The organism is Pseudomonas sp. Sample_11 (assembly GCF_004307505.1).
Classification (GTDB): domain Bacteria; phylum Pseudomonadota; class Gammaproteobacteria; order Pseudomonadales; family Pseudomonadaceae; genus Aquipseudomonas; species Aquipseudomonas atacamensis.
In genome coordinates, this window is sequence record NZ_RCOD01000055.1 from 20,385 (window position 1) to 37,917 (window position 17,533).

General features: G+C 59.9%; 22 protein-coding genes. 12 read left to right on the top strand and 10 right to left on the bottom strand.

The genetic code is table 11. The features are described from left to right. The first annotated feature begins 75 nt into the window (after positions 1 to 75). Positions 76 to 1,047, top strand: a complete 972-nt coding sequence (locus D8U60_RS16430; protein WP_024013783.1) for a L,D-transpeptidase family protein — start codon at positions 76 to 78, stop codon at positions 1,045 to 1,047. Between the two features lie 126 nt (positions 1,048 to 1,173). Here the strand turns inward: D8U60_RS16430 and oprI are convergent, their stop codons facing one another. Next, positions 1,174 to 1,425, bottom strand: coding sequence for an outer membrane lipoprotei OprI (oprI, locus tag D8U60_RS16435; RefSeq protein WP_003183784.1), 252 nt, complete (start codon positions 1,423 to 1,425; stop codon positions 1,174 to 1,176). A 639-nt stretch (positions 1,426 to 2,064) separates the two neighbouring features. Here oprI and D8U60_RS16440 point away from each other — a divergent pair. Then, a complete protein-coding gene (locus D8U60_RS16440) occupies positions 2,065 to 2,346 on the top strand; it encodes a GNAT family N-acetyltransferase (protein ID WP_016770879.1) in 282 nt (93 codons plus the stop codon). Positions 2,347 to 2,406: 60 nt separating this feature from the next. Here the strand turns inward: D8U60_RS16440 and D8U60_RS16445 are convergent, their stop codons facing one another. Both D8U60_RS16445 and D8U60_RS16450 read right to left on the bottom strand, forming a co-directional pair. Continuing rightward, positions 2,407 to 3,483: a 3-deoxy-7-phosphoheptulonate synthase gene (locus D8U60_RS16445; RefSeq protein ID WP_016770878.1), complete on the bottom strand. Its 1,077-nt coding sequence runs from the start codon at positions 3,481 to 3,483 to the stop codon at positions 2,407 to 2,409. Positions 3,484 to 3,612: 129 nt separating this feature from the next. Beyond that, the gene (locus D8U60_RS16450; protein ID WP_130900496.1) at positions 3,613 to 4,056 is read right to left on the bottom strand and encodes a PilZ domain-containing protein; all 444 of its coding nucleotides are present in this window, start codon (positions 4,054 to 4,056) and stop codon (positions 3,613 to 3,615) included. Here D8U60_RS16450 and D8U60_RS16455 point away from each other — a divergent pair. From D8U60_RS16455 to cysB, 5 genes are all read left to right on the top strand, one after another. Further along, complete coding sequence (locus D8U60_RS16455) at positions 4,055 to 4,441, top strand: thioredoxin family protein (RefSeq protein ID WP_130900497.1); 387 nt, start codon at positions 4,055 to 4,057, stop codon at positions 4,439 to 4,441. The genes D8U60_RS16450 and D8U60_RS16455 overlap by 2 nt on opposite strands. Continuing rightward, positions 4,438 to 5,394 carry a putative 2-dehydropantoate 2-reductase gene (locus tag D8U60_RS16460; RefSeq protein WP_130900498.1) on the top strand — a complete coding sequence of 319 codons (957 nt, stop codon included), beginning with the start codon at positions 4,438 to 4,440 and terminating at the stop codon, positions 5,392 to 5,394. The genes D8U60_RS16455 and D8U60_RS16460 overlap by 4 nt, the downstream gene beginning before the upstream one ends. A 22-nt stretch (positions 5,395 to 5,416) precedes the next feature. Then, positions 5,417 to 6,322 (top strand): 5'-nucleotidase, encoded by a 906-nt coding sequence (locus D8U60_RS16465; protein WP_024013777.1) that lies wholly within the window; start codon positions 5,417 to 5,419, stop codon positions 6,320 to 6,322. A gap of 97 nt (positions 6,323 to 6,419) precedes the next feature. Beyond that, on the top strand, positions 6,420 to 6,923 hold the full coding sequence (locus D8U60_RS16470; protein WP_016770874.1) for a universal stress protein: 504 nt from the start codon (positions 6,420 to 6,422) through the stop codon (positions 6,921 to 6,923). A gap of 113 nt (positions 6,924 to 7,036) precedes the next feature. Then, positions 7,037 to 8,011: an HTH-type transcriptional regulator CysB gene (gene cysB / locus D8U60_RS16475; RefSeq protein ID WP_016770873.1), complete on the top strand. Its 975-nt coding sequence runs from the start codon at positions 7,037 to 7,039 to the stop codon at positions 8,009 to 8,011. A gap of 9 nt (positions 8,012 to 8,020) precedes the next feature. Here cysB and D8U60_RS16480 read toward each other — a convergent pair whose 3' ends face one another. Together D8U60_RS16480 and D8U60_RS16485 are read right to left on the bottom strand one after the other, a co-directional pair. After that, the gene (locus tag D8U60_RS16480; protein WP_110646061.1) at positions 8,021 to 8,503 is read right to left on the bottom strand and encodes a GreA/GreB family elongation factor; all 483 of its coding nucleotides are present in this window, start codon (positions 8,501 to 8,503) and stop codon (positions 8,021 to 8,023) included. A 2-nt stretch (positions 8,504 to 8,505) separates the two neighbouring features. Next, on the bottom strand, positions 8,506 to 8,922 hold the full coding sequence (locus tag D8U60_RS16485; protein WP_016770871.1) for a hypothetical protein: 417 nt from the start codon (positions 8,920 to 8,922) through the stop codon (positions 8,506 to 8,508). Positions 8,923 to 9,047: 125 nt separating this feature from the next. Here D8U60_RS16485 and earP point away from each other — a divergent pair, with 125 nt between their 5' ends. Together earP and D8U60_RS16495 are read left to right on the top strand one after the other, a co-directional pair. Next, positions 9,048 to 10,190, top strand: a complete 1,143-nt coding sequence (gene earP, locus D8U60_RS16490; protein ID WP_130900499.1) for an elongation factor P maturation arginine rhamnosyltransferase EarP — start codon at positions 9,048 to 9,050, stop codon at positions 10,188 to 10,190. A gap of 48 nt (positions 10,191 to 10,238) precedes the next feature. Continuing rightward, positions 10,239 to 10,808 carry an elongation factor P gene (locus D8U60_RS16495; protein WP_003226785.1) on the top strand — a complete coding sequence of 190 codons (570 nt, stop codon included), beginning with the start codon at positions 10,239 to 10,241 and terminating at the stop codon, positions 10,806 to 10,808. A gap of 90 nt (positions 10,809 to 10,898) precedes the next feature. Here D8U60_RS16495 and D8U60_RS16500 read toward each other — a convergent pair whose 3' ends face one another. The 4 genes from D8U60_RS16500 to D8U60_RS16515 form a co-directional block, all read right to left on the bottom strand. Beyond that, complete coding sequence (locus D8U60_RS16500; protein WP_130900500.1) at positions 10,899 to 11,909, bottom strand: alpha/beta hydrolase; 1,011 nt, start codon at positions 11,907 to 11,909, stop codon at positions 10,899 to 10,901. A gap of 36 nt (positions 11,910 to 11,945) precedes the next feature. Beyond that, on the bottom strand, positions 11,946 to 12,365 hold the full coding sequence (locus tag D8U60_RS16505; protein WP_007940002.1) for an organic hydroperoxide resistance protein: 420 nt from the start codon (positions 12,363 to 12,365) through the stop codon (positions 11,946 to 11,948). Between the two features lie 340 nt (positions 12,366 to 12,705). After that, entirely contained in the window at positions 12,706 to 13,161 is a 456-nt protein-coding gene (locus D8U60_RS16510; protein WP_024013772.1) for a MarR family transcriptional regulator, read from the bottom strand. A 76-nt stretch (positions 13,162 to 13,237) separates the two neighbouring features. Next, positions 13,238 to 14,194 (bottom strand): LysR family transcriptional regulator, encoded by a 957-nt coding sequence (locus D8U60_RS16515; protein ID WP_016770867.1) that lies wholly within the window; start codon positions 14,192 to 14,194, stop codon positions 13,238 to 13,240. Positions 14,195 to 14,302: 108 nt separating this feature from the next. Between D8U60_RS16515 and D8U60_RS16520 the strand changes: the two genes are divergently transcribed. After that, a complete protein-coding gene (locus D8U60_RS16520; protein WP_071173122.1) occupies positions 14,303 to 15,052 on the top strand; it encodes a sulfite exporter TauE/SafE family protein in 750 nt (249 codons plus the stop codon). On the opposite strand, the gene D8U60_RS16525 is transcribed toward D8U60_RS16520, so the two are convergent. After that, a complete protein-coding gene (locus D8U60_RS16525; RefSeq protein WP_174823892.1) occupies positions 15,042 to 15,896 on the bottom strand; it encodes a LysR substrate-binding domain-containing protein in 855 nt (284 codons plus the stop codon). The genes D8U60_RS16520 and D8U60_RS16525 overlap by 11 nt on opposite strands. 97 nt (positions 15,897 to 15,993) lie before the next feature. Between D8U60_RS16525 and D8U60_RS16530 the strand changes: the two genes are divergently transcribed. Next, the gene (locus D8U60_RS16530; RefSeq protein WP_024013770.1) at positions 15,994 to 16,215 is read left to right on the top strand and encodes a DUF1127 domain-containing protein; all 222 of its coding nucleotides are present in this window, start codon (positions 15,994 to 15,996) and stop codon (positions 16,213 to 16,215) included. 64 nt (positions 16,216 to 16,279) lie between these two features. Beyond that, positions 16,280 to 17,506 (top strand): winged helix-turn-helix domain-containing protein, encoded by a 1,227-nt coding sequence (locus D8U60_RS16535; RefSeq protein WP_130900501.1) that lies wholly within the window; start codon positions 16,280 to 16,282, stop codon positions 17,504 to 17,506. Positions 17,507 to 17,533: the final 27 nt, after the last annotated feature.

Consider the following 17,533-nt stretch of genomic DNA (forward strand, 5'->3'; position numbering starts at 1 on the left):
TGTCTCCCGAATCCCCAGGCCGCGGTGTACAATCGCGCCCTTATACCCTTGATGATCATGCGAAGGATTTTCCGGATGTTGCCGCGCTTTCCTGCCGTCACCCGCTGCCTGTCACTTGCCGCCCTGTGTGTGGCCGGTCCCGTTGCTGCATTGGAGCTTCCCCTGCCACCACCCGGCGAGGACATCGTCGGCCAGGTGCAGGTGATCAAAGCCAAGTACGAAGACACCTTCGCCGACCTGGGCACCACCTACGATCTGGGCTATTCGGAAATGGTTGCGGCCAACCCGGGCATCGATGCCTGGCTGCCGGGCGCCGGTACCGAGATCGTCCTGCCGACGCGCTTCATCCTGCCGCCGGGCCCGCGTGAAGGCATCGTCATCAACCTCGCCGAATACCGTCTCTATTACTACCCGAAAGGCCGTGACGTGGTGTACACCTTCCCGCTGGGTATCGGCCGTGAAGGCTGGGGCTCGCCGATCGCGCACACCTCGATCATCGCCAAGACACCGAACCCGACGTGGACGCCTCCGGCTTCGATCAAGGCCGAACACGCTGCTGACGGTGATCCGCTGCCGAATGTGGTGCCGGCCGGTCCTGATAACCCGCTGGGGCCGTTCAAGTTCACCCTCGGCACGCCGGGCTACCTGATCCACGGTTCGAACAAGAAGTTCGGCATCGGCATGCGCACCAGCCACGGCTGCTTCCGCATGTTCAACAACAACGTGCTGGAAATGGCCGGCATGGTCCCGGTCGGCACCTCGGTGCGCATCATCAACGACCCGTACAAGTTCGGTCGCAGTGGCGGCAAGGTCTATCTGGAAGCGCACACGCCGCTCGACGACAAGGGCAACCCGTCGGTAGTCGACAAGCACACCGCGGTGATCAACGCGATGCTCAAGCGTGAAGACATCACCAGCAATTTGCGCATGAACTGGGATGTGGTGCGTGATGTGGTCGCCGCCGAAGACGGCCTGCCGGTAGAGATCGCCGTGCCGAATACCTCGGCGCCAATGGTGAGCAGTGCACCGATCGACCTGCAGCAATAAGAGCTGATTGAAAACCCGCCGATGCGTGCAGCGTCGGCGGGTTTTTTATTACTCGGAGAAAAGCAACGGGCACAAAAAAGCCGACCCGGAAAACCGGATCGGCTCGATAACAATCCCGAGGGATTATTACTTGCGGCTAGCTTTTTCCAGCATGCGCAGAGCACGCTCGTTAGCTTCGTCAGCAGTCTGTTGTGCTTTTTGAGCAGCAGCCAGAGCTTCATCAGCTTTACGGTAAGCTTCGTCTGCACGAGCCTGGGAGCGAGCAGCTGCGTCTTCAGTAGCGGTCAGACGTGCTTCGGTTTCTTTCGATGCGCTGCTGCAACCGGTAGCCAGAACTGCGGCCAGAGCCAGAGCAGAGAATTTCAGAACGTTGTTCATCGTGTTCCCCTTCAAGGACTTTCAAATTAAGTGGCTGTCTCCTCACGATTGAGGAAATAGCCGGCGTACATACTACCCATTACTTGTAGTAAGTAAACTGACGTAGCGCAAGAAGCAAAAAAAATTGTAGGCGTTGATTCTTTTTCGAGCAACTTTTAACTGCGCTGTATAAAAAATATCCAGCTGCAAGCCCCGGCGTGAGCGACTCAAACGGAAAAAGTTCCCGCCCTCGTGCGCTGTTTTTGCGACTTCGGCTAAAGTCTTTCTAAATGAATTCGTCCACACTTTTGTTCAGGTTCTGCGAAGCGCTTCGCGTATCTTTGTTGATGTACAGGTGACTTTAAAAAAGGTCGCACGTCTTAAGTCTCAACATTCCGGCAATGTTCAGGCAAACGGCACGCAAAGATTGTCTTGCGGCCGAACCTGCGACCATCGATGCCAATGCACGCAAACCATCCGATGACGAGCGTACCTTGAGCATTTTCGCCAATGGTGCCTACTATTCAGCAGGTGTCAGATTGCGCGAGATCGGTGTGGCTCTTCTCAGTGTCCATCAGGCACGGGGTGGCGTAGATGTTCCTTCGCCGGAAAAACATCGGTAAGGTAGGGGTCACAATTCAAGACCCGCGAGGAGTAGTGATGAGCGAGGCGTTGTCCATCCACCATGACCAGGCTGGTCATCAATTCGAGACCACTGTGGACGGTCATCGTGCTTACCTGACCTACATGGATCTGGGCAAGCAGACCCTGGATATCTACCGCACCTTCGTGCCCAATGCCCTGCGCGGCCGTGGCATTGCCGCAGCGCTGACTGAACGCGCGCTGCAATACGCCGAAGAAATGGGCTACACGGTGATCCCGTCTTGCTCCTACGTCGAGCGCTACATGGAACGCCATCAGCGTCGCGCCGCGAAGATCTGAATCGCACACACAGAAACGCCGGACAATGTCCGGCGTTTTTTTATGCCCGTAAAACGCAGCTTACGTGCGCTGACGCTTCGGCAATACGTCCTTGAGCTTGGCGTGCATGCTGCGCAAGGTGTTTTCGGTGGCGGACCAATCGATGCAGGCATCGGTGATCGACACGCCGTATTGCAGGTCGGCGAGGTCTTTCGGGATGGCCTGGCAGCCCCAGTTCAGGTGGCTTTCGACCATCAGGCCGATGATCGACTGGTTGCCTTCGAGGATCTGGTTGGCGACGTTCTCCATCACCAGCGGTTGCAGGGCCGGGTCCTTGTTGGAGTTGGCGTGGCTGCAGTCGACCATGATGTTCGGCTTGATCTTCGCCTTGTTCAGCGCCTGCTCGCAGAGCGCAACGCTGACCGAATCATAGTTCGGCTTGCCATTACCGCCACGCAGCACCACGTGACCGTAGGCGTTGCCTTTGGTGGTGACGATCGACACGCCACCTTCCTGGTTGATGCCGAGGAAACGGTGCGGGCTGGACACCGACTGCAAGGCGTTGATCGCCACGGTCAGGCCGCCATCGGTGCCGTTCTTGAAGCCGACGGCCGAGGACAGGCCGGAAGCCATTTCGCGGTGAGTCTGCGATTCGGTGGTGCGCGCGCCGATGGCCGACCAGCTGATCAGATCCTGCAGATACTGCGGGGAGATCGGGTCGAGGGCTTCGGTCGCGGTCGGCAGGCCTTTCTCGGCCAGGTCGAGCAGCAACTGACGACCGATGTGCAGACCGTCCTGGATCTTGAACGAGTCGTCCAGATACGGATCGTTGATCAGACCTTTCCAGCCGACGGTGGTGCGCGGCTTCTCGAAATACACACGCATGACCAGATACAGGGTGTCGGAGACTTCCTCGGCGAGCACCTTGAGGCGATCGGCGTATTCGTGGGCAGCCTTTATGTCGTGAATCGAGCACGGGCCGATCACGACGAACAGACGGTGGTCGGTGCCATCGAGAATGTTGCGAATGACTTCGCGGCCCTTGGTGACGGTGCGCAGGGCGGCGTCGCTCAGGGGGATATCACGCTTGAGCTGATCGGGAGTGATCAGGGTCTCGTTAGAGGCGACGTTTAGGTCGTTGATCGGTAAATCAGCCATCGTTTACTCGTCAGGTCACGGGTGCCGGCCGCCAGCGATCCCCGCGCGGCGGAGCACAGCAGATTTAGCGCGTCGGGGGAGCCGAACCTTAGCGCGTCAGAGGCGGCTCGACAATGGGCAAACCGTGCTTTAGTCCAGCGCTGGCTGCGCAAAAGCCTTGCGCAGGTTGTCGTGGGAGAACTCTTCGGCGTGCGCCTCGACCCACTGCAGGGCCAGCGCCTGACTATCCTGCAGATCGTCGTGGCTGTCCTGCATGCGCGAATAGCGTTCGATCTGACACACCTGCTCACCCATTCGCGCGCTGAACAGGGTCTGTTCGTCAGTGAAGGCAATGCCCACCAGATAGCCTTTTTTACGCCGCAGACACCAGGCTACGTAGCCCGGGCAACAGAAGTCGGCATTCAGCGTCGGCATGCGTACTTGCAGTGCAGTGCCGTGGCGCCAGGCGCGGTGGTAATTGCAAGCGATGCCGCCGAGGCTGATAGTGTGCAGCTGTTGTCTGGAAATGCATTCAGGCTTGAGTAACGTCAATTCAACCGGCACTTCGTCCGGATGAGGAATGAAACGTCCCATGAGCACAGACTCCCTGTGTCGGCCATCTGACATTGTTTCCCCCAGTATAGTGGTCGAATCCGAGCTGACCGACTTCGACGCCGACCAGCGGCTGCTGGCGATGAAAGGGGTTTCTCTGGTGATCTTCACCAGCGTCGGCTGTGCCAGTTGTCGTTATGCCCGCGAGGTGTTGCCGGGATTGCCGCTGGCAATCGATCGGCTGTGCTGGATCGACGCCGGCAACAACGGCGGGCTGGTCGAGCGTTATCAGGTGTTTCATTTGCCGGCGCTGTTTGTGGTGCGCGACGGCGAGTTCTTTGGCGCAGTGCACACTCGTCTGACGGTTGACCAACTCAACCAGGCAGTAGCGCAGGCGCTGGGTCGAATTGCAGAGGAGTTGCCATGAGCGAGACAGTCAACAAACCGGTGGTGGGGACTATCGGCACCGGTGCGATCGGCGGGTTTTACGGGGTGATGCTGGCGCGTGCCGGTTTCGACGTGCATTTCTTGTTGCGCAGCGAATTTTCCGCAGTGGCTGAGCGCGGTTTGCAGATCAACAGTGCGGTGCATGGGCCGTTGACGCTGAATCCGGCCAATGCCTATTCCGCTGCCGAAGACATGCCGCCCTGTGACTGGCTGCTGGTCGGCACCAAGACCACCAGTAATGCCGGTCTGGCGCCGGCGATCATTCAGGCCGCCAAACCTGACGCAAAAGTGCTGTTGCTGCAGAACGGTCTGGATGTCGAAGACAGCCTGCGACCACTGTTGCCGGATTCGCTGCATCTGCTCGGTGGTCTGTGCCTGATCTGCGTGCACCGCGAAGGGCCGGGGCAGATCACCCATCAGGCCCTTGGCGCGGTGAATGTCGGTTATCACAGCGGCTCGGCCATTGATGAAGTAGCGCGCATGGCGATCGTCGAGGAGGGCGCCGGACTGTTCCGTGCCGCCGGCATCGACTCGCAGGCGATGGCCAACCTGCATCAGGCGCGCTGGCAGAAACTGGTGTGGAATATTCCCTATAACGGACTTTCGGTATTGCTCGGGGCGGGAACCGAAGCGCTGATGGCTGATGCTGACAGCCGCCTGTCGATTCAGGCGTTGATGGCGGAAGTGGTGCAGGGCGCCCGGGCCTGTGGATACGAGATCCCGCCCGGCTATGCCGAGTACCTGTTCACCATGACGGAAAAAATGCCCGATTACTGGCCGAGCATGTACCACGACTTTGCACACAAACGCCCGCTGGAGCTGGAGGCGATCTACGCCCGGCCACTGGCGGCGGCGAACGCGGCGGGCTGCGAGTTGCCACGCATCGAGGCGTTGTATCGCCATTTGGGTTTTATCGACCGACGCAATACCTGAGTCGGTTGTTCTGGGGGAAGGCATGGCCAATAACATCGATGACAAACTGGTGCTGGCGATTTCCTCGCGCGCCTTGTTCGACCTGAGCGAAAGCCATAAGGTCTACCTGTCGAGCGGAGTCGAAGCCTATCGGCAATATCAGATCGAGCACGAAGACGAAATCCTCGCGCCGGGCGATGCGTTCCCGCTGGTGGAAAAACTCCTGAGCCTGAACAGCCGCCTCGGCCGCGCGCGGGTCGAGGTGATTCTGGTTTCCCGCAACAGCGCCGACACCGGTCTGCGCGTGTTCAATTCGATTCATCATTACGGCCTGGCGATTTCTCGTGCGGCGTTCGTCGGCGGGCGCAGTCCGTATCCGTATCTGAAAGCGTTTGGCTGCGACCTGTTTCTCTCGACCCACGCCGAAGACGTGCGTGCCGCGCTGGACGCCGGGTTCGCTGCGGCAACGATCCTGTCCGGTGGCGCGAGCCGCGCGGCCAGCGATGAATTGCGTATCGCCTTCGACGGTGATGCGGTGATCTTTTCCGACGAGTCCGAGCGCGTCTATCAGTCCGGAGGGCTGGAAGCGTTTCAGGCCAAGGAACGCGAATCGGCACGCGAGCCTTTGCGCGGTGGGCCGTTCAAGGGCTTCCTGGCAGCGCTCAATCTGTTGCAGCGCGAGTTTCCCGATGACGATTGCCCGATCCGCACGGCGCTGGTGACCGCGCGTTCGGCACCGGCCCATGAGCGAGTGATTCGCACCTTGCGGGAATGGGATATCCGCCTCGATGAATCGCTGTTTCTCGGTGGCCTGACCAAATCGGCGTTCCTCGAAGCCTTCGCCGCCGACGTGTTCTTCGATGACCAGACCGGTCATTGCGAGCTGGCTCGCGAAGTGGTCGCCACCGGCCACGTGCCCCATGGCATCAGCAACGAACCGCCGATCTAGAGCCTTTTCATTCAGGACGTTGCGTCGCACGTCGTACTCGCCAAGGCACTGCTAAGCTGAATCAATCTCCGCCATCGTTGGCTCGCGAGGAGGTCCCATGATTCGCTCAATGCTGTATGCCACCGACCTCGGTCTGTACGCACCGTTCGTGATGCAGCATGCCCTGGCCTTGGCGCGCACCTTCAATGCCGATCTGTATGTAGTACACGCGGTGGAACCCATGGGCCTGTTTGCCGAGTCGGTGCTGCAAAGCTATCTCGACGAACAGGCATTGAACGAATTCCATAGTCAGGGTCTGAAAACAGTCATCGCCAATATCGAACAACGGGTGCTCGACAGCTTTCGTGAAGAACTGGGGGACGACGGCGAACAGGATCTGCAGCGCATTCGCGCGGTGCGAGTGCTGCAGGGTGATCCGTCGCAGGTGATTCTCGACCAGGTGCACAAGCTCTCGGTCGATCTGCTGATCGTCGGCAGTCACAGCCATGGCGTCGGCGCGGAAACGCCGTTGGGGCGCACGGCGGCGCGGGTCCTGCAGTTGGCCAAGGTGCCGGTCTATCTGGTGCCGCTGATGGAACGTCGGCGGCGTGAGGATCGCTGAAGCAGGAATAATGGCGTTTTGATAAAAAAGTTCTAGATTTATTCTTCGAACCATTAATATAGTTATATACCGTCGCTGATGCCCGTGGCGTCTACCTGCTTTGAGGGATTGATATGAAGCTTCAACAACTGCGCTACATCTGGGAAGTGGCGCACCACGACCTCAACGTTTCCGCTACCGCTCAAAGCCTGTACACCTCGCAACCGGGCATCAGTAAGCAGATCCGCCTGCTGGAAGACGAGCTGGGCGTCGAAGTCTTCGCCCGCAGCGGCAAGCACCTGACCCGCGTTACCCCGGCCGGCGAGCGTATCATCACCACCGCTGGCGAGATCCTGCGCAAAGTCGAAAGCATCAAGCAGATTGCCCAGGAATTCTCCAACGAGAAGAAGGGCACCCTGTCGATCGCCACCACCCACACCCAGGCGCGTTATGCGCTGCCGCCGGTGATCAGCAATTTCATCAAGCAATACCCGGACGTGGCCCTGCACATGCATCAGGGCTCGCCGATGCAGATCGCCGAAATGGCCGCTGACGGCACCGTCGATTTCGCCATTGCCACTGAAGCGCTGGAGCTGTTCGGTGATCTGGTGATGATGCCGTGCTACCGCTGGAACCGCTGCGTGGTCGTACCCCATGGCCACCCGCTGACCAAGCTGCCGAAGCTGACCCTCGAAGCGCTGGCCGAATATCCGATCGTCACTTACGTGTTCGGTTTCACCGGCCGTTCCAAGCTCGACGAAGCCTTCAGCCATCGTGGCCTGACGCCGAAAGTGGTGTTCACCGCTGCTGACGCCGACGTGATCAAAACCTACGTGCGCCTGGGCCTGGGCGTAGGCATCGTGGCTAAAATGGCGGTCGATACCAAACTCGATAACGATCTGGTGGTGCTGGATGCCAGCGAGCTGTTCGAGTCGAGCATCACCAAGATCGGTTTCCGTCGTGGCACCTTCCTGCGTGGCTTCATGTGCGACTTCATCGAGAAATTCGCCCCGCACCTGACCCGCGAAGTCATGGCCAAGGCCATTCAGTGCCACAACAAGCAAGAGCTCGAAGAGCTGTTCGACGGCGTCGAACTGCCCGTTCACTAAGCACCCGCTTCAGAGCACCTCGGTGACAGCAAACTGTTGCCGGGTGCCCGCCACCAGAATCTCCACCTCATCGCCCGCGAACTTGCCCAGCAGACTTTTGCCCAGCGGCGAGCGCGGGGTGATGACGGTAACCGGCTGACCGACCACGTCGACTTTCAGCCCCGCCGCATCCGGCGCCAGAAACAGCCATTGCTCGCGACCCTTTTCGTCCTCCAGACCTAGCAGGGCGCCGACTTCAATGCCGCGATTTTCATCGTAGGCACGCAACGTCAGGTTCTGACACAGCGCCAGTGACTGACGGATTTCCTCAACCCGCTTCGCCTGACCCGCCGCCAGATACGACGCCTCCAGCCCCAGCGTGTCGTATTTGTTTTCGGCGATGTTTTCTTCGTGGGTCGCGGTTTCGTAAGCGGTTTGCGCGGCGCGCTCGGCGATGTCGAGGTCGATGCGCAGCTTGTCGAGAATCAACTGGTGGACGCTGTGTTTGTTCATGATCAATCGCAGAATTGCAAAACGTTGGCGCGGCTCTTTTCGGTCGGCGCGGTCTGGTCCTGCTGCAGCCAGAACTGGCATTTCGGATTGGACGCGTTACGCGAATTGGCGCGCGCCTGATCCAGTCGGGCCTGCTGTTCATTCTTGCGCAGGTTTTCTTCGTACTGTTGGAACAGCGGACTTTGCGGCGGAATGTCCGGCTGAACCTGCACGGGCGCCACAGCCGGCGGACTGACGCGCTGCTGCACCGCTTGCGCGACAGGGGCCAGTTGCTCGGGAAAGATAAAGCGCGAAAGCAGCCAGCAGGTCAGCGCAATCGCCAGGAACCCCAGCCACAGGCCCAGCGCAATGCTGCCGGTCAGATGCAGCGCGCTAAGCTGAACAGGCAAGGGACGACGCGGATTGGGACGGTAGGGCATGGCGGCCTCCTGGCGGATGGTTGCGGGCAAGCGGCGATTGTCGCACGAAGATTAATCGCCGTCGGCTCTTCTGCGCGAGCGCATTTATGCGGACAATCGAGGTTTTTTGCCAACGGGAGAACGGCATGCCTGAAGCGAAACCCCGCTGGGACATTTTCTGCACCGTGGTCGATAACTTCGGTGACATCGGCGTGACCTGGCGCCTGGCCCGGCAGCTGGTGGCCGAGCATGCCTTGCCGGTGCGCCTGTGGGTGGATGATCTGCGCGCGTTCGAGCGCCTCTGTCCTGAGATCGATGTCGATGTTGTGCAGCAATGGCAGCAGGGCGTCGAGGTGCGTCAGTGGCCGAGCGAATGGCTGCACGCCGAGGCGGCCGACGTAGTCATCGCCGCCTTCGCCTGTCAGTTGCCCACTGATTACATGGACAGCATGGCTACGCGGGAAACGCCGCCGCTGTGGCTCAACCTCGATTATCTCAGCGCCGAAGACTGGGTTACCGGCTGCCACGGCTTGCCGTCGGTAAAATACAAAACGGTGCAGAAGTTCTTCTTCTTTCCGGGCTTCAAGCCGGGCACCGGTGGCCTGCTGCGCGAACGCGGACTGCTCGAACAGCGTCGCCAGTTTCAGCAGGATCGGCCGGCCCAGCGACATTTCCTGCAAGCCTTGGGTATCGATCCTGCTCCGGACGCGCAACTGATCTCGCTGTTTGCTTATGAAAATCCCGGGCTGGCCAGTTGGCTGGACGTGCTGGCGGCCGATGCGCGGCCGACTCACCTGCTGGTGCCGGAAGGACGGATTCTCGGCGATGTGGCGCGCTGGCTGGACGTGGAAACCCTGACGGTCGGCGCGATTCATGTGCGCGAGTCCCTGACCGTGCAAGTGCTGCCGTTCGTCCGTCAGGATCAGTACGACCATCTGCTGTGGTGCTGCGATTTCAACGCGGTGCGCGGTGAAGATTCATTCGTTCGCGCGCAATGGGCGGGGCGGCCGATGCTCTGGCACATCTATCAGCAGGACGATGATATCCATCTGGACAAGCTCGATGCTTTTCTCGCGCTCTACACTCACGGCCTTTCACCCGCTGCGGCGCAGGCGATGAACGGTCTGTGGCGAGCGTGGAGTGCCGGGCAACCGATCGGCGAGCACTGGCTGGCGGTGCGAAATCATTGGCCGGAACTCGAGGAGAACGCCGAAGCATGGTGTCTGGAACAGGCCTTGCAGGCGGATCTTGCCACGGCGCTGGTACAGTTTTATGTAAATTGGATATGATACGCGGCCTAGATTTTTGTAAATCCCATCCAAATTCGGATATTCGCAATGAAAACTGGTAAAGAACTCAAACCCGGTACCGTGATCCGTATCGACAACGATCCTTGGCTGGTTCAGAAAGCTGAATTCACCAAGTCGGGCCGTAACAGCGCGATCATGAAGACCAAGCTGAAGAACCTGCTGACCGGTTACAAGACCGAAACCGTTTACGGTGCGGACGACAAACTGGACGACGTGATCCTGGATCGTAAAGAAGCCACCCTGTCGTTCATCAGCGGTGACACCTACACGTTCATGGACACCACTGACTACACCATGTACGAGCTGAACGCCGAAGACATCGAAAGCGTTCTGCCTTTCGTTGAAGAAGGCATGACCGACGTTTGCGAAGCCGTGTTCTTCGAAGAGCGTCTGGTTTCCGTAGAGCTGCCGACCACCATCGTGCGTCAGGTTGACTACACCGAAGGCTCCGCTCGCGGTGACACTTCCGGCAAGGTGATGAAGCCTGCCAAACTGAAGAACGGTACCGAGCTGTCGGTTGCCGACTTCATCGAAATCGGCGACATGATCGAGATCGATACCCGCGAAGGCGGTTCCTACAAAGGCCGTGCGAAATAAGCACTGCTTTTTGCGGAAAGAAAAAACCCGACCATTGAGTCGGGTTTTTTTGTGCCTGTAAGAAACACTCGGAACCCTGTGGGACGGTGGTTACTTCAAGTGTTGCTTCAGTTCTTCAGACGCCTGCAACATCGCCGAACGCACCGCCGGTACCTGGCTGACCACGTTGAGCAAGCCGTAATCATGGATCATGCCGTTGTAGCGCACCGACGTTACCGGTACTCCGGCCTCATCGAGTTTGCGCGCATAGGCTTCGCCTTCATCACGCAGCACGTCGGCGCTGGCAGTCTGCACCAGTGCTGGCGGCAGGCCTTTGAGCTGTGCGGTGGTGGCGCGCAGCGGTGAAGCGTAGATCTCGTTGCGCTGTTTGGCGTCGGTGGTGTAGTTGTCCCAGAACCACTTCATCATGTTGCGGGTGAGGAAGTGCCCTTCGGCGTACTGGTTGTACGAACCGGTGTCGAAGTTGGCATCGGTCACCGGCCACAGCAGCACCTGGAATTTGATCGCCGGGGTGCCCTTGTCCTTGGCCATCAGCGCAACCACTGCGGCCATGTTGCCACCGACGCTGTTGCCGGCCACGGCCAGGCGCTTGCCGTCGACATTGATCTCTTTACCGTGTTCCGCCACCCATTTGGTCGCAGCGTAGGCCTGGTTGATCGCCACCGGGTAATGCGCTTCCGGCGAAGGGGTGTAATTGACGAACACCGCCGCCGCTCCCGAACCGACCACCAGATCGCGCACCAGACGTTCGTGCGTCGGGAAGTCCCCCAGCACCCAGCCGCCGCCATGGAAGAACATGAACACCGGCAGCTCACCCTTGACCCCGGCCGGCCGGACGATGGTCAGGCTCAGCGGTTGACCATCGATCTGGATGGTCTTCTCGCTGACATCGGCTTTGGGCAACGTCAACTTGACCCCGGACTGCGCGCCGACCAGCACGGCGCGGGCATCCTTGGGCGACAGCTGCTCGATCGGCTTGCCGCTGCCTGAATTCAGCGCATCGAGGAATGCCTGGGTGTTGTGTTCGACATCACCGGCGAAAGCGCTGTGTACCGACAGGGCGAGAAGGGTACCGGTCAAGACTTTGCTGAAAGTGTTCATGTTCATTTTCCTTGTTCGGGCCGGGGGCTTGAGTGATTACACAGTCACGTGCAGACGGACATCGACGTTGCCACGGGTGGCGTTGGAGTACGGGCAGACCTGGTGAGCGGCGTCGACCAGCGACTGCGCGTCGGCTTGTTCCAGGCCCGGCAGGCTGATGTGCAAATCGATGTCCAGACCGAAACCGCCAGGGATCTGGCCGATGCCGACATGCGCGGTAATCGACGCGTCGTCAGGAATCTTGCGCTTGGTCTGGCTGGCGACGAATTTCAGTGCGCCGATGAAGCAGGCCGAGTAACCGGCAGCGAACAGTTGCTCAGGGTTGGTCGCCGCACCGCCAGCACCACCGAGTTCTTTCGGGGTGGCCAGTTTGACGTCGAGTACGTTGTCGCTGGAGATCGCACGACCGTCACGGCCGCCAGTGGAAGTTGCGATTGCGGTGTAGAGAGTTTGCATGGTGTGAGCCTCATTGGTTGTGGTTTTGCGCGCTAATTGTTTGCGCGCTAAGTAGGTGTGAAGAGAATGTATAGCGCTAATGTTTAGTGCGCAAGATAAATTATTAATAAAAATCGCGTTCTACTCAAGGGCTAAGCATGGAAGGGGGACACAAGGCTTGATTTAGACGGCTTGGCGAGGAAATACAGGCGTGAAAAATATTTTTTGTTGGCGTTGAAATCAGTGTGGGAGCGGGCTTGCCCGCGAAGACGGAGTGTCAGTCAAAATGATGTCGGCTGACAGGTCGCCATCGCGGGCAAGCCCGCTCCCACAGGGACAGTGTTGTGCTCGGAAATGCGGATCAGGTCAGGCTGTCTTGCAAATGTCCGCGCAGAGCTTGCAGCTCTGCCTGCAATTTCTGCAGACGTTCAAGGGTGAAGCCACTGGCGCCAAGGATGCACTGCGGCACGGTCTGCGCCTTGTCACGCAAGGCGCGGCCCGCTGCGGTCAGTTCGACAATCACCACCCGCTCATCTTCGCGACTGCGGGTGCGGCTGAGCAGGCCTTCGGCTTCCAGGCGTTTGAGCAATGGCGTCAGCGATCCCGGATCGGTCAGCAGGCGTGCGCTGATTTCTCCGACAGTCAAGCCGTCCTTCTCCCACAACACCATCATCGCCAGATACTGCGGATAGGTCAGGCCCAGCGCCTGCAACAGCGGCTTGTAGACCTTGGTCATCATCAGCGAGGTCGAGTGCAGGGCGAAGCACGCCTGATTGTCGAGCAGAAGGTCGTCGCAGTTGTCGCGTTCGCAAGTCATTGTCAAAGCCTTGATCGTTGATCGTTTTTTAATCTAGCGCTCGAATCTTTAAGGCGCCAGATAAATATGTCCGGCGTCAGTGCCGGGCGAATTGCCGTTGCAGCGCCAGATCCCACGGCGGCACCGGGCTGAAGCGGGTTTTCAGGTATTCCAGCAACAACCGACTGCGCGAATGGACCTGCTGTTCCATGCGCAGCGCGTAAATACCGGTGGACTCCGGCGGCGGCAGGCCGTTTTCGCAGAACAGTGGCACCAGTTCGCCACGCAGCAAGTATTCGCTGGCCAGCCAGGTCGGCAGGTGTGCGACGCCCAGACCCGCCGCCGCGCCACACGCCAGGGCTTCGGCATTGTTGGCGCTCAGGCGCACCCGTGATGGTCGGTGCAGTTGCATTTGCCCGTCCACTTCGAATTTCCAGGCAAACGGCGGCGCAAGGCCCTCCCAGTCGAGCCCGTCGTGTTCACTCAACTGCGCCGGGTGCTCGGGCACGCCACGCTGCTTGAGATAGTCAGGGCTGGCGCAGGCGACGCGGACCATGCTCGCCAATGGCGTGGCGACCAGGCGCGAGTCAGCCAATTGGCCGGTACGCAGCACCAGATCGACCTTGCCCAGGCTGCTGCCGGCCATGTCGCTGAAGCTGTCGATCAGATGCATCTGCACATCCAGTCCCGGGTACAGCAGGAGAAAATCGGCAATCACCGGCGCCAGATGCCGCCTCCCGAAAGCTGCTGGCGCATCGATGCGGATCAGGCCTTCCGGTGCACTGCTTAACGACACCGCTTCGGCCCGCGCCAGCTGCAACTCGGCGATGATCCGTCGCGCCCGCTCGGCAAAGGCCAGGCCGGCCGAAGTCGGCAGCACGGCATGGGTGCTGCGCACGAACAGCTGACTGCCGACGGCACTTTCCAGGCTATCGATGCGCCGGGCTACGGCGGAAGGCGTCAGCGGATGGCGGCGCGAAGCGGCAGAAAAGCTGCCACTCTCCAGCACATCGAGAAACAGGCCGAGCTGATCGGTCAATTGGTTGGGATTCATGGAAATCACGCTTGTGCAAAATCGGCACAGCCATTGTGCGTTGCTATGCGTTTCCCCGCTAGGCGCGAGTGCGTAGCATTGGCCGCCTGTCGTTAGAGGATTACCGTTGTGATGGATTTTCTGTTGTACCTGCTGTTCGGCGCCGCCCTGGGCACATTGGGCGGGATCTTTGGCATTGGCGGTGGCTTGATTGCGATTCCGTTGCTTGGCGTGTGGTTTGGGCTTGATCAGCAGATCGCCCAGGGCACGGCACTGGTGATGGTGGTACCGAACGTGATGCTGGCGCTGTGGCGTTATCACCAGCGCAATCGCATCGAACTGCGCCATGCGCTGCCGTTGGCGGTGATGGGTTTCTGCTTCGCCTGGCTCGGTTCGATCTGGGCGGTGGGCATCGATGCGCAGACCATGCGTATCGGATTTGTCGCCTTTCTGGTGGCGCTGTCGGCCTACAACCTGTTGAAGATGTTCGGTCCGCGACCAGCGCCGACTGCCGAGATGCGCTATTCGTGGCCGTGGTTGGGCGTGCTTGGCGCCGCCTCGGGGACCATGGGCGGTCTGTTCGGCGTCGGCGGCGCGGTGGTGGCCACGCCAGTGTTGACCAGCCTGTTCGGCACCAGCCAAGTGGTTGCTCAGGGATTGTCGCTGGCGCTGGCCCTGCCGAGCACTGGCGTAACCCTGGTGACCTATGCGGTGCACCACGAAGTCGACTGGATGATCGGCCTGCCTCTGGCGGTCGGAGGTCTGCTCAGCATCAGTTGGGGCGTGAAAGTTGCCCACGCCATGCCGGAAAAACTCCTGCGTGGGCTGTTCTGCGGTTTTCTGGTGCTGTGTGCGGTGATGCTCGCGTTTAAAGTTTGAAGCCCTCGACAATGTGCTCGGCCAGGCACTCGGTGATCGGCGACGGGTTGTTCAGATTGCGGATCAGCATGATGCTCGCCTCGGGCAGCAGTGGCAGGTCTTCGGCGGCGCCAAGGATGCGCATGTCCGGGGTGATCAGGCTTTCCAGTTGCGCGGTGATCGCCAGCCCTGCGCTGACCACAGCCATCAGCGCCGACAGGCTGCTGCTGTTGTAGGCGATGCGGTAATCGCGGCCCATCGCGTCCAGCGCATTGCACGCCCACAGGCGGCAGAAACAATCACTGTTGAACATCGCCAGGGGCAGCGGCGTCTGTTCGTGGGCGCTGAAGTTCTGCGCCTCGGCCCAGACAAAGCGCTCCTTGCGCAGCAACTGGCCGATCTCGTTGCCCGGCTCACGGGTCACGATCGACAAGTCCAGATCAGTGCGCTGCAATAGTTGTTTGGTCGATTCGCAATGCACTTCGATCTGGATCAGCGGATAGAACTGCGCGAACCGCGACAGGATTCCCGGCAGAAAACGCATCACATAATCATCCGGCGTACCGATGCGCACGGTGCCGACCATGTGCGGCTCGCGCAGAGTGTTGAACACCTCACTGTGCAGTTTGAGGATGCGCCGCGCATAACCGAGCAGCACCTGGCCTTCAGCCGTAAGCCGCACCTGACGGCCATCGCGCTCGAACAGCTGGCGCTGCAACACGTCTTCTTCCAGACGTTTCATCTGCATGCTCACCGCCGACTGGGTGCGGTTGACCATCTCGCCAGCACGGGTGAAACCGCCCTGATCGGCAATCGCGACAAAGGTGCGCAGGACATCGGTATCGATACTGGGGTAGGCGGACAATTGATGAATCTCCGTGATGCATGCCATCAGAAACATTCGTTGGATTGATCTTAGCGCCGGCGCGAGACTTGAGCCATCCACAAAAGGAGGCAATACGATGAAAGGTCAAAGAGAGTATGCAAGCGAAGAACAGCTGTCCGGCCATGGCCATATCGTGTCCGATCTGCTGCACAAATTCAGCCGTTGGTATGAGCTGCATCGTGAACGGGAAATGCTCGCCGGTCTGAGCGATGAGGCGCTGAAGGACATCGGCATCAGCCGCGCCGATGTCGAACACGAAACCGTGCGGCCGTTCTGGGACGACCCGATGCATAAATGATGAGGCTATCGCTACACAAACCCCTTTCAGGTGAGGTAGGTTGCGAGCAGACATGGAGGAATAAATGCCCGCGACAGTGTCCTTTTCCCTCAAACAGGCGCGACGTCTGGCGCTGGCTGCCCAAGGGTTCAACGGGCGCCAGCCGCCGACCGTCAATGCCAGTCATCTCAACCGGCTGATCGAACGGCTGGGCCTGCTGCAAATCGATTCCGTCAATGCCGTGGTGCGCTCGCACTACCTGCCGCTGTTTTCCCGTCTCGGTTCCTATACATCTGACTTGCTCGACCAGGCTGCCTGGAGTTCGGGGCGTCGGCGCACGCTGTTCGAATACTGGGGCCATGAAGCGTCGCTGTTGCCGCTGTCGATGTACCCGTTGCTGGGTTGGCGCATGCAACGCGCCAAGCGTGGCGAAGACATCTATCAGCAATTGGCGAGGTTTGGTCGCGAACAACAGGAAACCATTCGCCGCGTGCTGACTGCGGTTGAGGAGCGGGGCGCGCTGGGTGCCGGCAGTCTGTCGACCCGCGAAGACAAGGCCGGGCCATGGTGGGACTGGAGCGCTGAGAAACATGCGCTGGAATGGTTGTTCGCCGCCGGTGAGGTCACAGTGGCGGGGCGACGCGGTTTCGAGCGTTTGTACGATTTGCCCGAGCGGGTGATTCCTGCTGCGATCCTGCAACAGCCCACGCCGGATGAGGCCGAGGCGCAACGCGGTTTGCTGTTGCATGCGGCGCAAGCATTGGGCGTTGGTACGGAAAAAGACCTGCGTGATTACTTTCGCCTGAGCCCTGCGGATGCTCGGCCGCGTCTGGCTGAGTTGGTTGAAGCTGGTCAATTGCAGATGTGTGAAGTCGCCGACTGGCGGCAGATCGCCTATTGCCTACCGGAGCCCAAAGTGCCGCGCAAGGTCATTGCCAGTGCGCTGCTGTCGCCGTTCGATTCTCTGATCTGGGAGCGCAGCCGCACCGAGCGTTTGTTCGATTTCCGCTATCGCCTGGAAATCTACACACCGCAGGCCAAGCGGGTTTACGGCTATTACGTGCTGCCGTTTTTGCACAACGAGCGGATCGCCGCGCGAGTTGATCTGCGCGCCGAACGGGCGGCAGGGCAGTTGGCGGTGCATGCGGTGCACGAGGAGGAACCGGGGCTGGACGAGGAGGGCATGCTGGCGCTGGCGCTGAATTTGCGGCGGATGGCGGGTTGGCTGGGGCTTGAGCGGGTGCAGTTGAATTGTCGACGGGAGAGTGCAGCTCGGCTTGGGGTGGCATTGGCGCAGATCGGGTGCGACTGAGCTGACGCCATCGCTGGCAAGCCAGAC

Coding starts and splice junctions, on each gene's coding strand:
- D8U60_RS16430 (WP_024013783.1), top strand. CDS start 76: ATGTTGCCGCGCTTTCCTGCCGTCACCCGCTGCCTGTCACTTGCCGCC.
- oprI (WP_003183784.1), bottom strand. CDS start 1,425: ATGAACAACGTTCTGAAATTCTCTGCTCTGGCTCTGGCCGCAGTTCTG.
- D8U60_RS16440 (WP_016770879.1), top strand. CDS start 2,065: ATGAGCGAGGCGTTGTCCATCCACCATGACCAGGCTGGTCATCAATTC.
- D8U60_RS16445 (WP_016770878.1), bottom strand. CDS start 3,483: ATGGCTGATTTACCGATCAACGACCTAAACGTCGCCTCTAACGAGACC.
- D8U60_RS16455 (WP_130900497.1), top strand. CDS start 4,055: ATGAGCACAGACTCCCTGTGTCGGCCATCTGACATTGTTTCCCCCAGT.
- D8U60_RS16450 (WP_130900496.1), bottom strand. CDS start 4,056: ATGGGACGTTTCATTCCTCATCCGGACGAAGTGCCGGTTGAATTGACG.
- D8U60_RS16460 (WP_130900498.1), top strand. CDS start 4,438: ATGAGCGAGACAGTCAACAAACCGGTGGTGGGGACTATCGGCACCGGT.
- D8U60_RS16465 (WP_024013777.1), top strand. CDS start 5,417: ATGGCCAATAACATCGATGACAAACTGGTGCTGGCGATTTCCTCGCGC.
- D8U60_RS16470 (WP_016770874.1), top strand. CDS start 6,420: ATGATTCGCTCAATGCTGTATGCCACCGACCTCGGTCTGTACGCACCG.
- cysB (WP_016770873.1), top strand. CDS start 7,037: ATGAAGCTTCAACAACTGCGCTACATCTGGGAAGTGGCGCACCACGAC.
- D8U60_RS16480 (WP_110646061.1), bottom strand. CDS start 8,503: ATGAACAAACACAGCGTCCACCAGTTGATTCTCGACAAGCTGCGCATC.
- D8U60_RS16485 (WP_016770871.1), bottom strand. CDS start 8,922: ATGCCCTACCGTCCCAATCCGCGTCGTCCCTTGCCTGTTCAGCTTAGC.
- earP (WP_130900499.1), top strand. CDS start 9,048: ATGCCTGAAGCGAAACCCCGCTGGGACATTTTCTGCACCGTGGTCGAT.
- D8U60_RS16495 (WP_003226785.1), top strand. CDS start 10,239: ATGAAAACTGGTAAAGAACTCAAACCCGGTACCGTGATCCGTATCGAC.
- D8U60_RS16500 (WP_130900500.1), bottom strand. CDS start 11,909: ATGAACACTTTCAGCAAAGTCTTGACCGGTACCCTTCTCGCCCTGTCG.
- D8U60_RS16505 (WP_007940002.1), bottom strand. CDS start 12,365: ATGCAAACTCTCTACACCGCAATCGCAACTTCCACTGGCGGCCGTGAC.
- D8U60_RS16510 (WP_024013772.1), bottom strand. CDS start 13,161: ATGACTTGCGAACGCGACAACTGCGACGACCTTCTGCTCGACAATCAG.
- D8U60_RS16515 (WP_016770867.1), bottom strand. CDS start 14,194: ATGAATCCCAACCAATTGACCGATCAGCTCGGCCTGTTTCTCGATGTG.
- D8U60_RS16530 (WP_024013770.1), top strand. CDS start 15,994: ATGAAAGGTCAAAGAGAGTATGCAAGCGAAGAACAGCTGTCCGGCCAT.
- D8U60_RS16535 (WP_130900501.1), top strand. CDS start 16,280: ATGCCCGCGACAGTGTCCTTTTCCCTCAAACAGGCGCGACGTCTGGCG.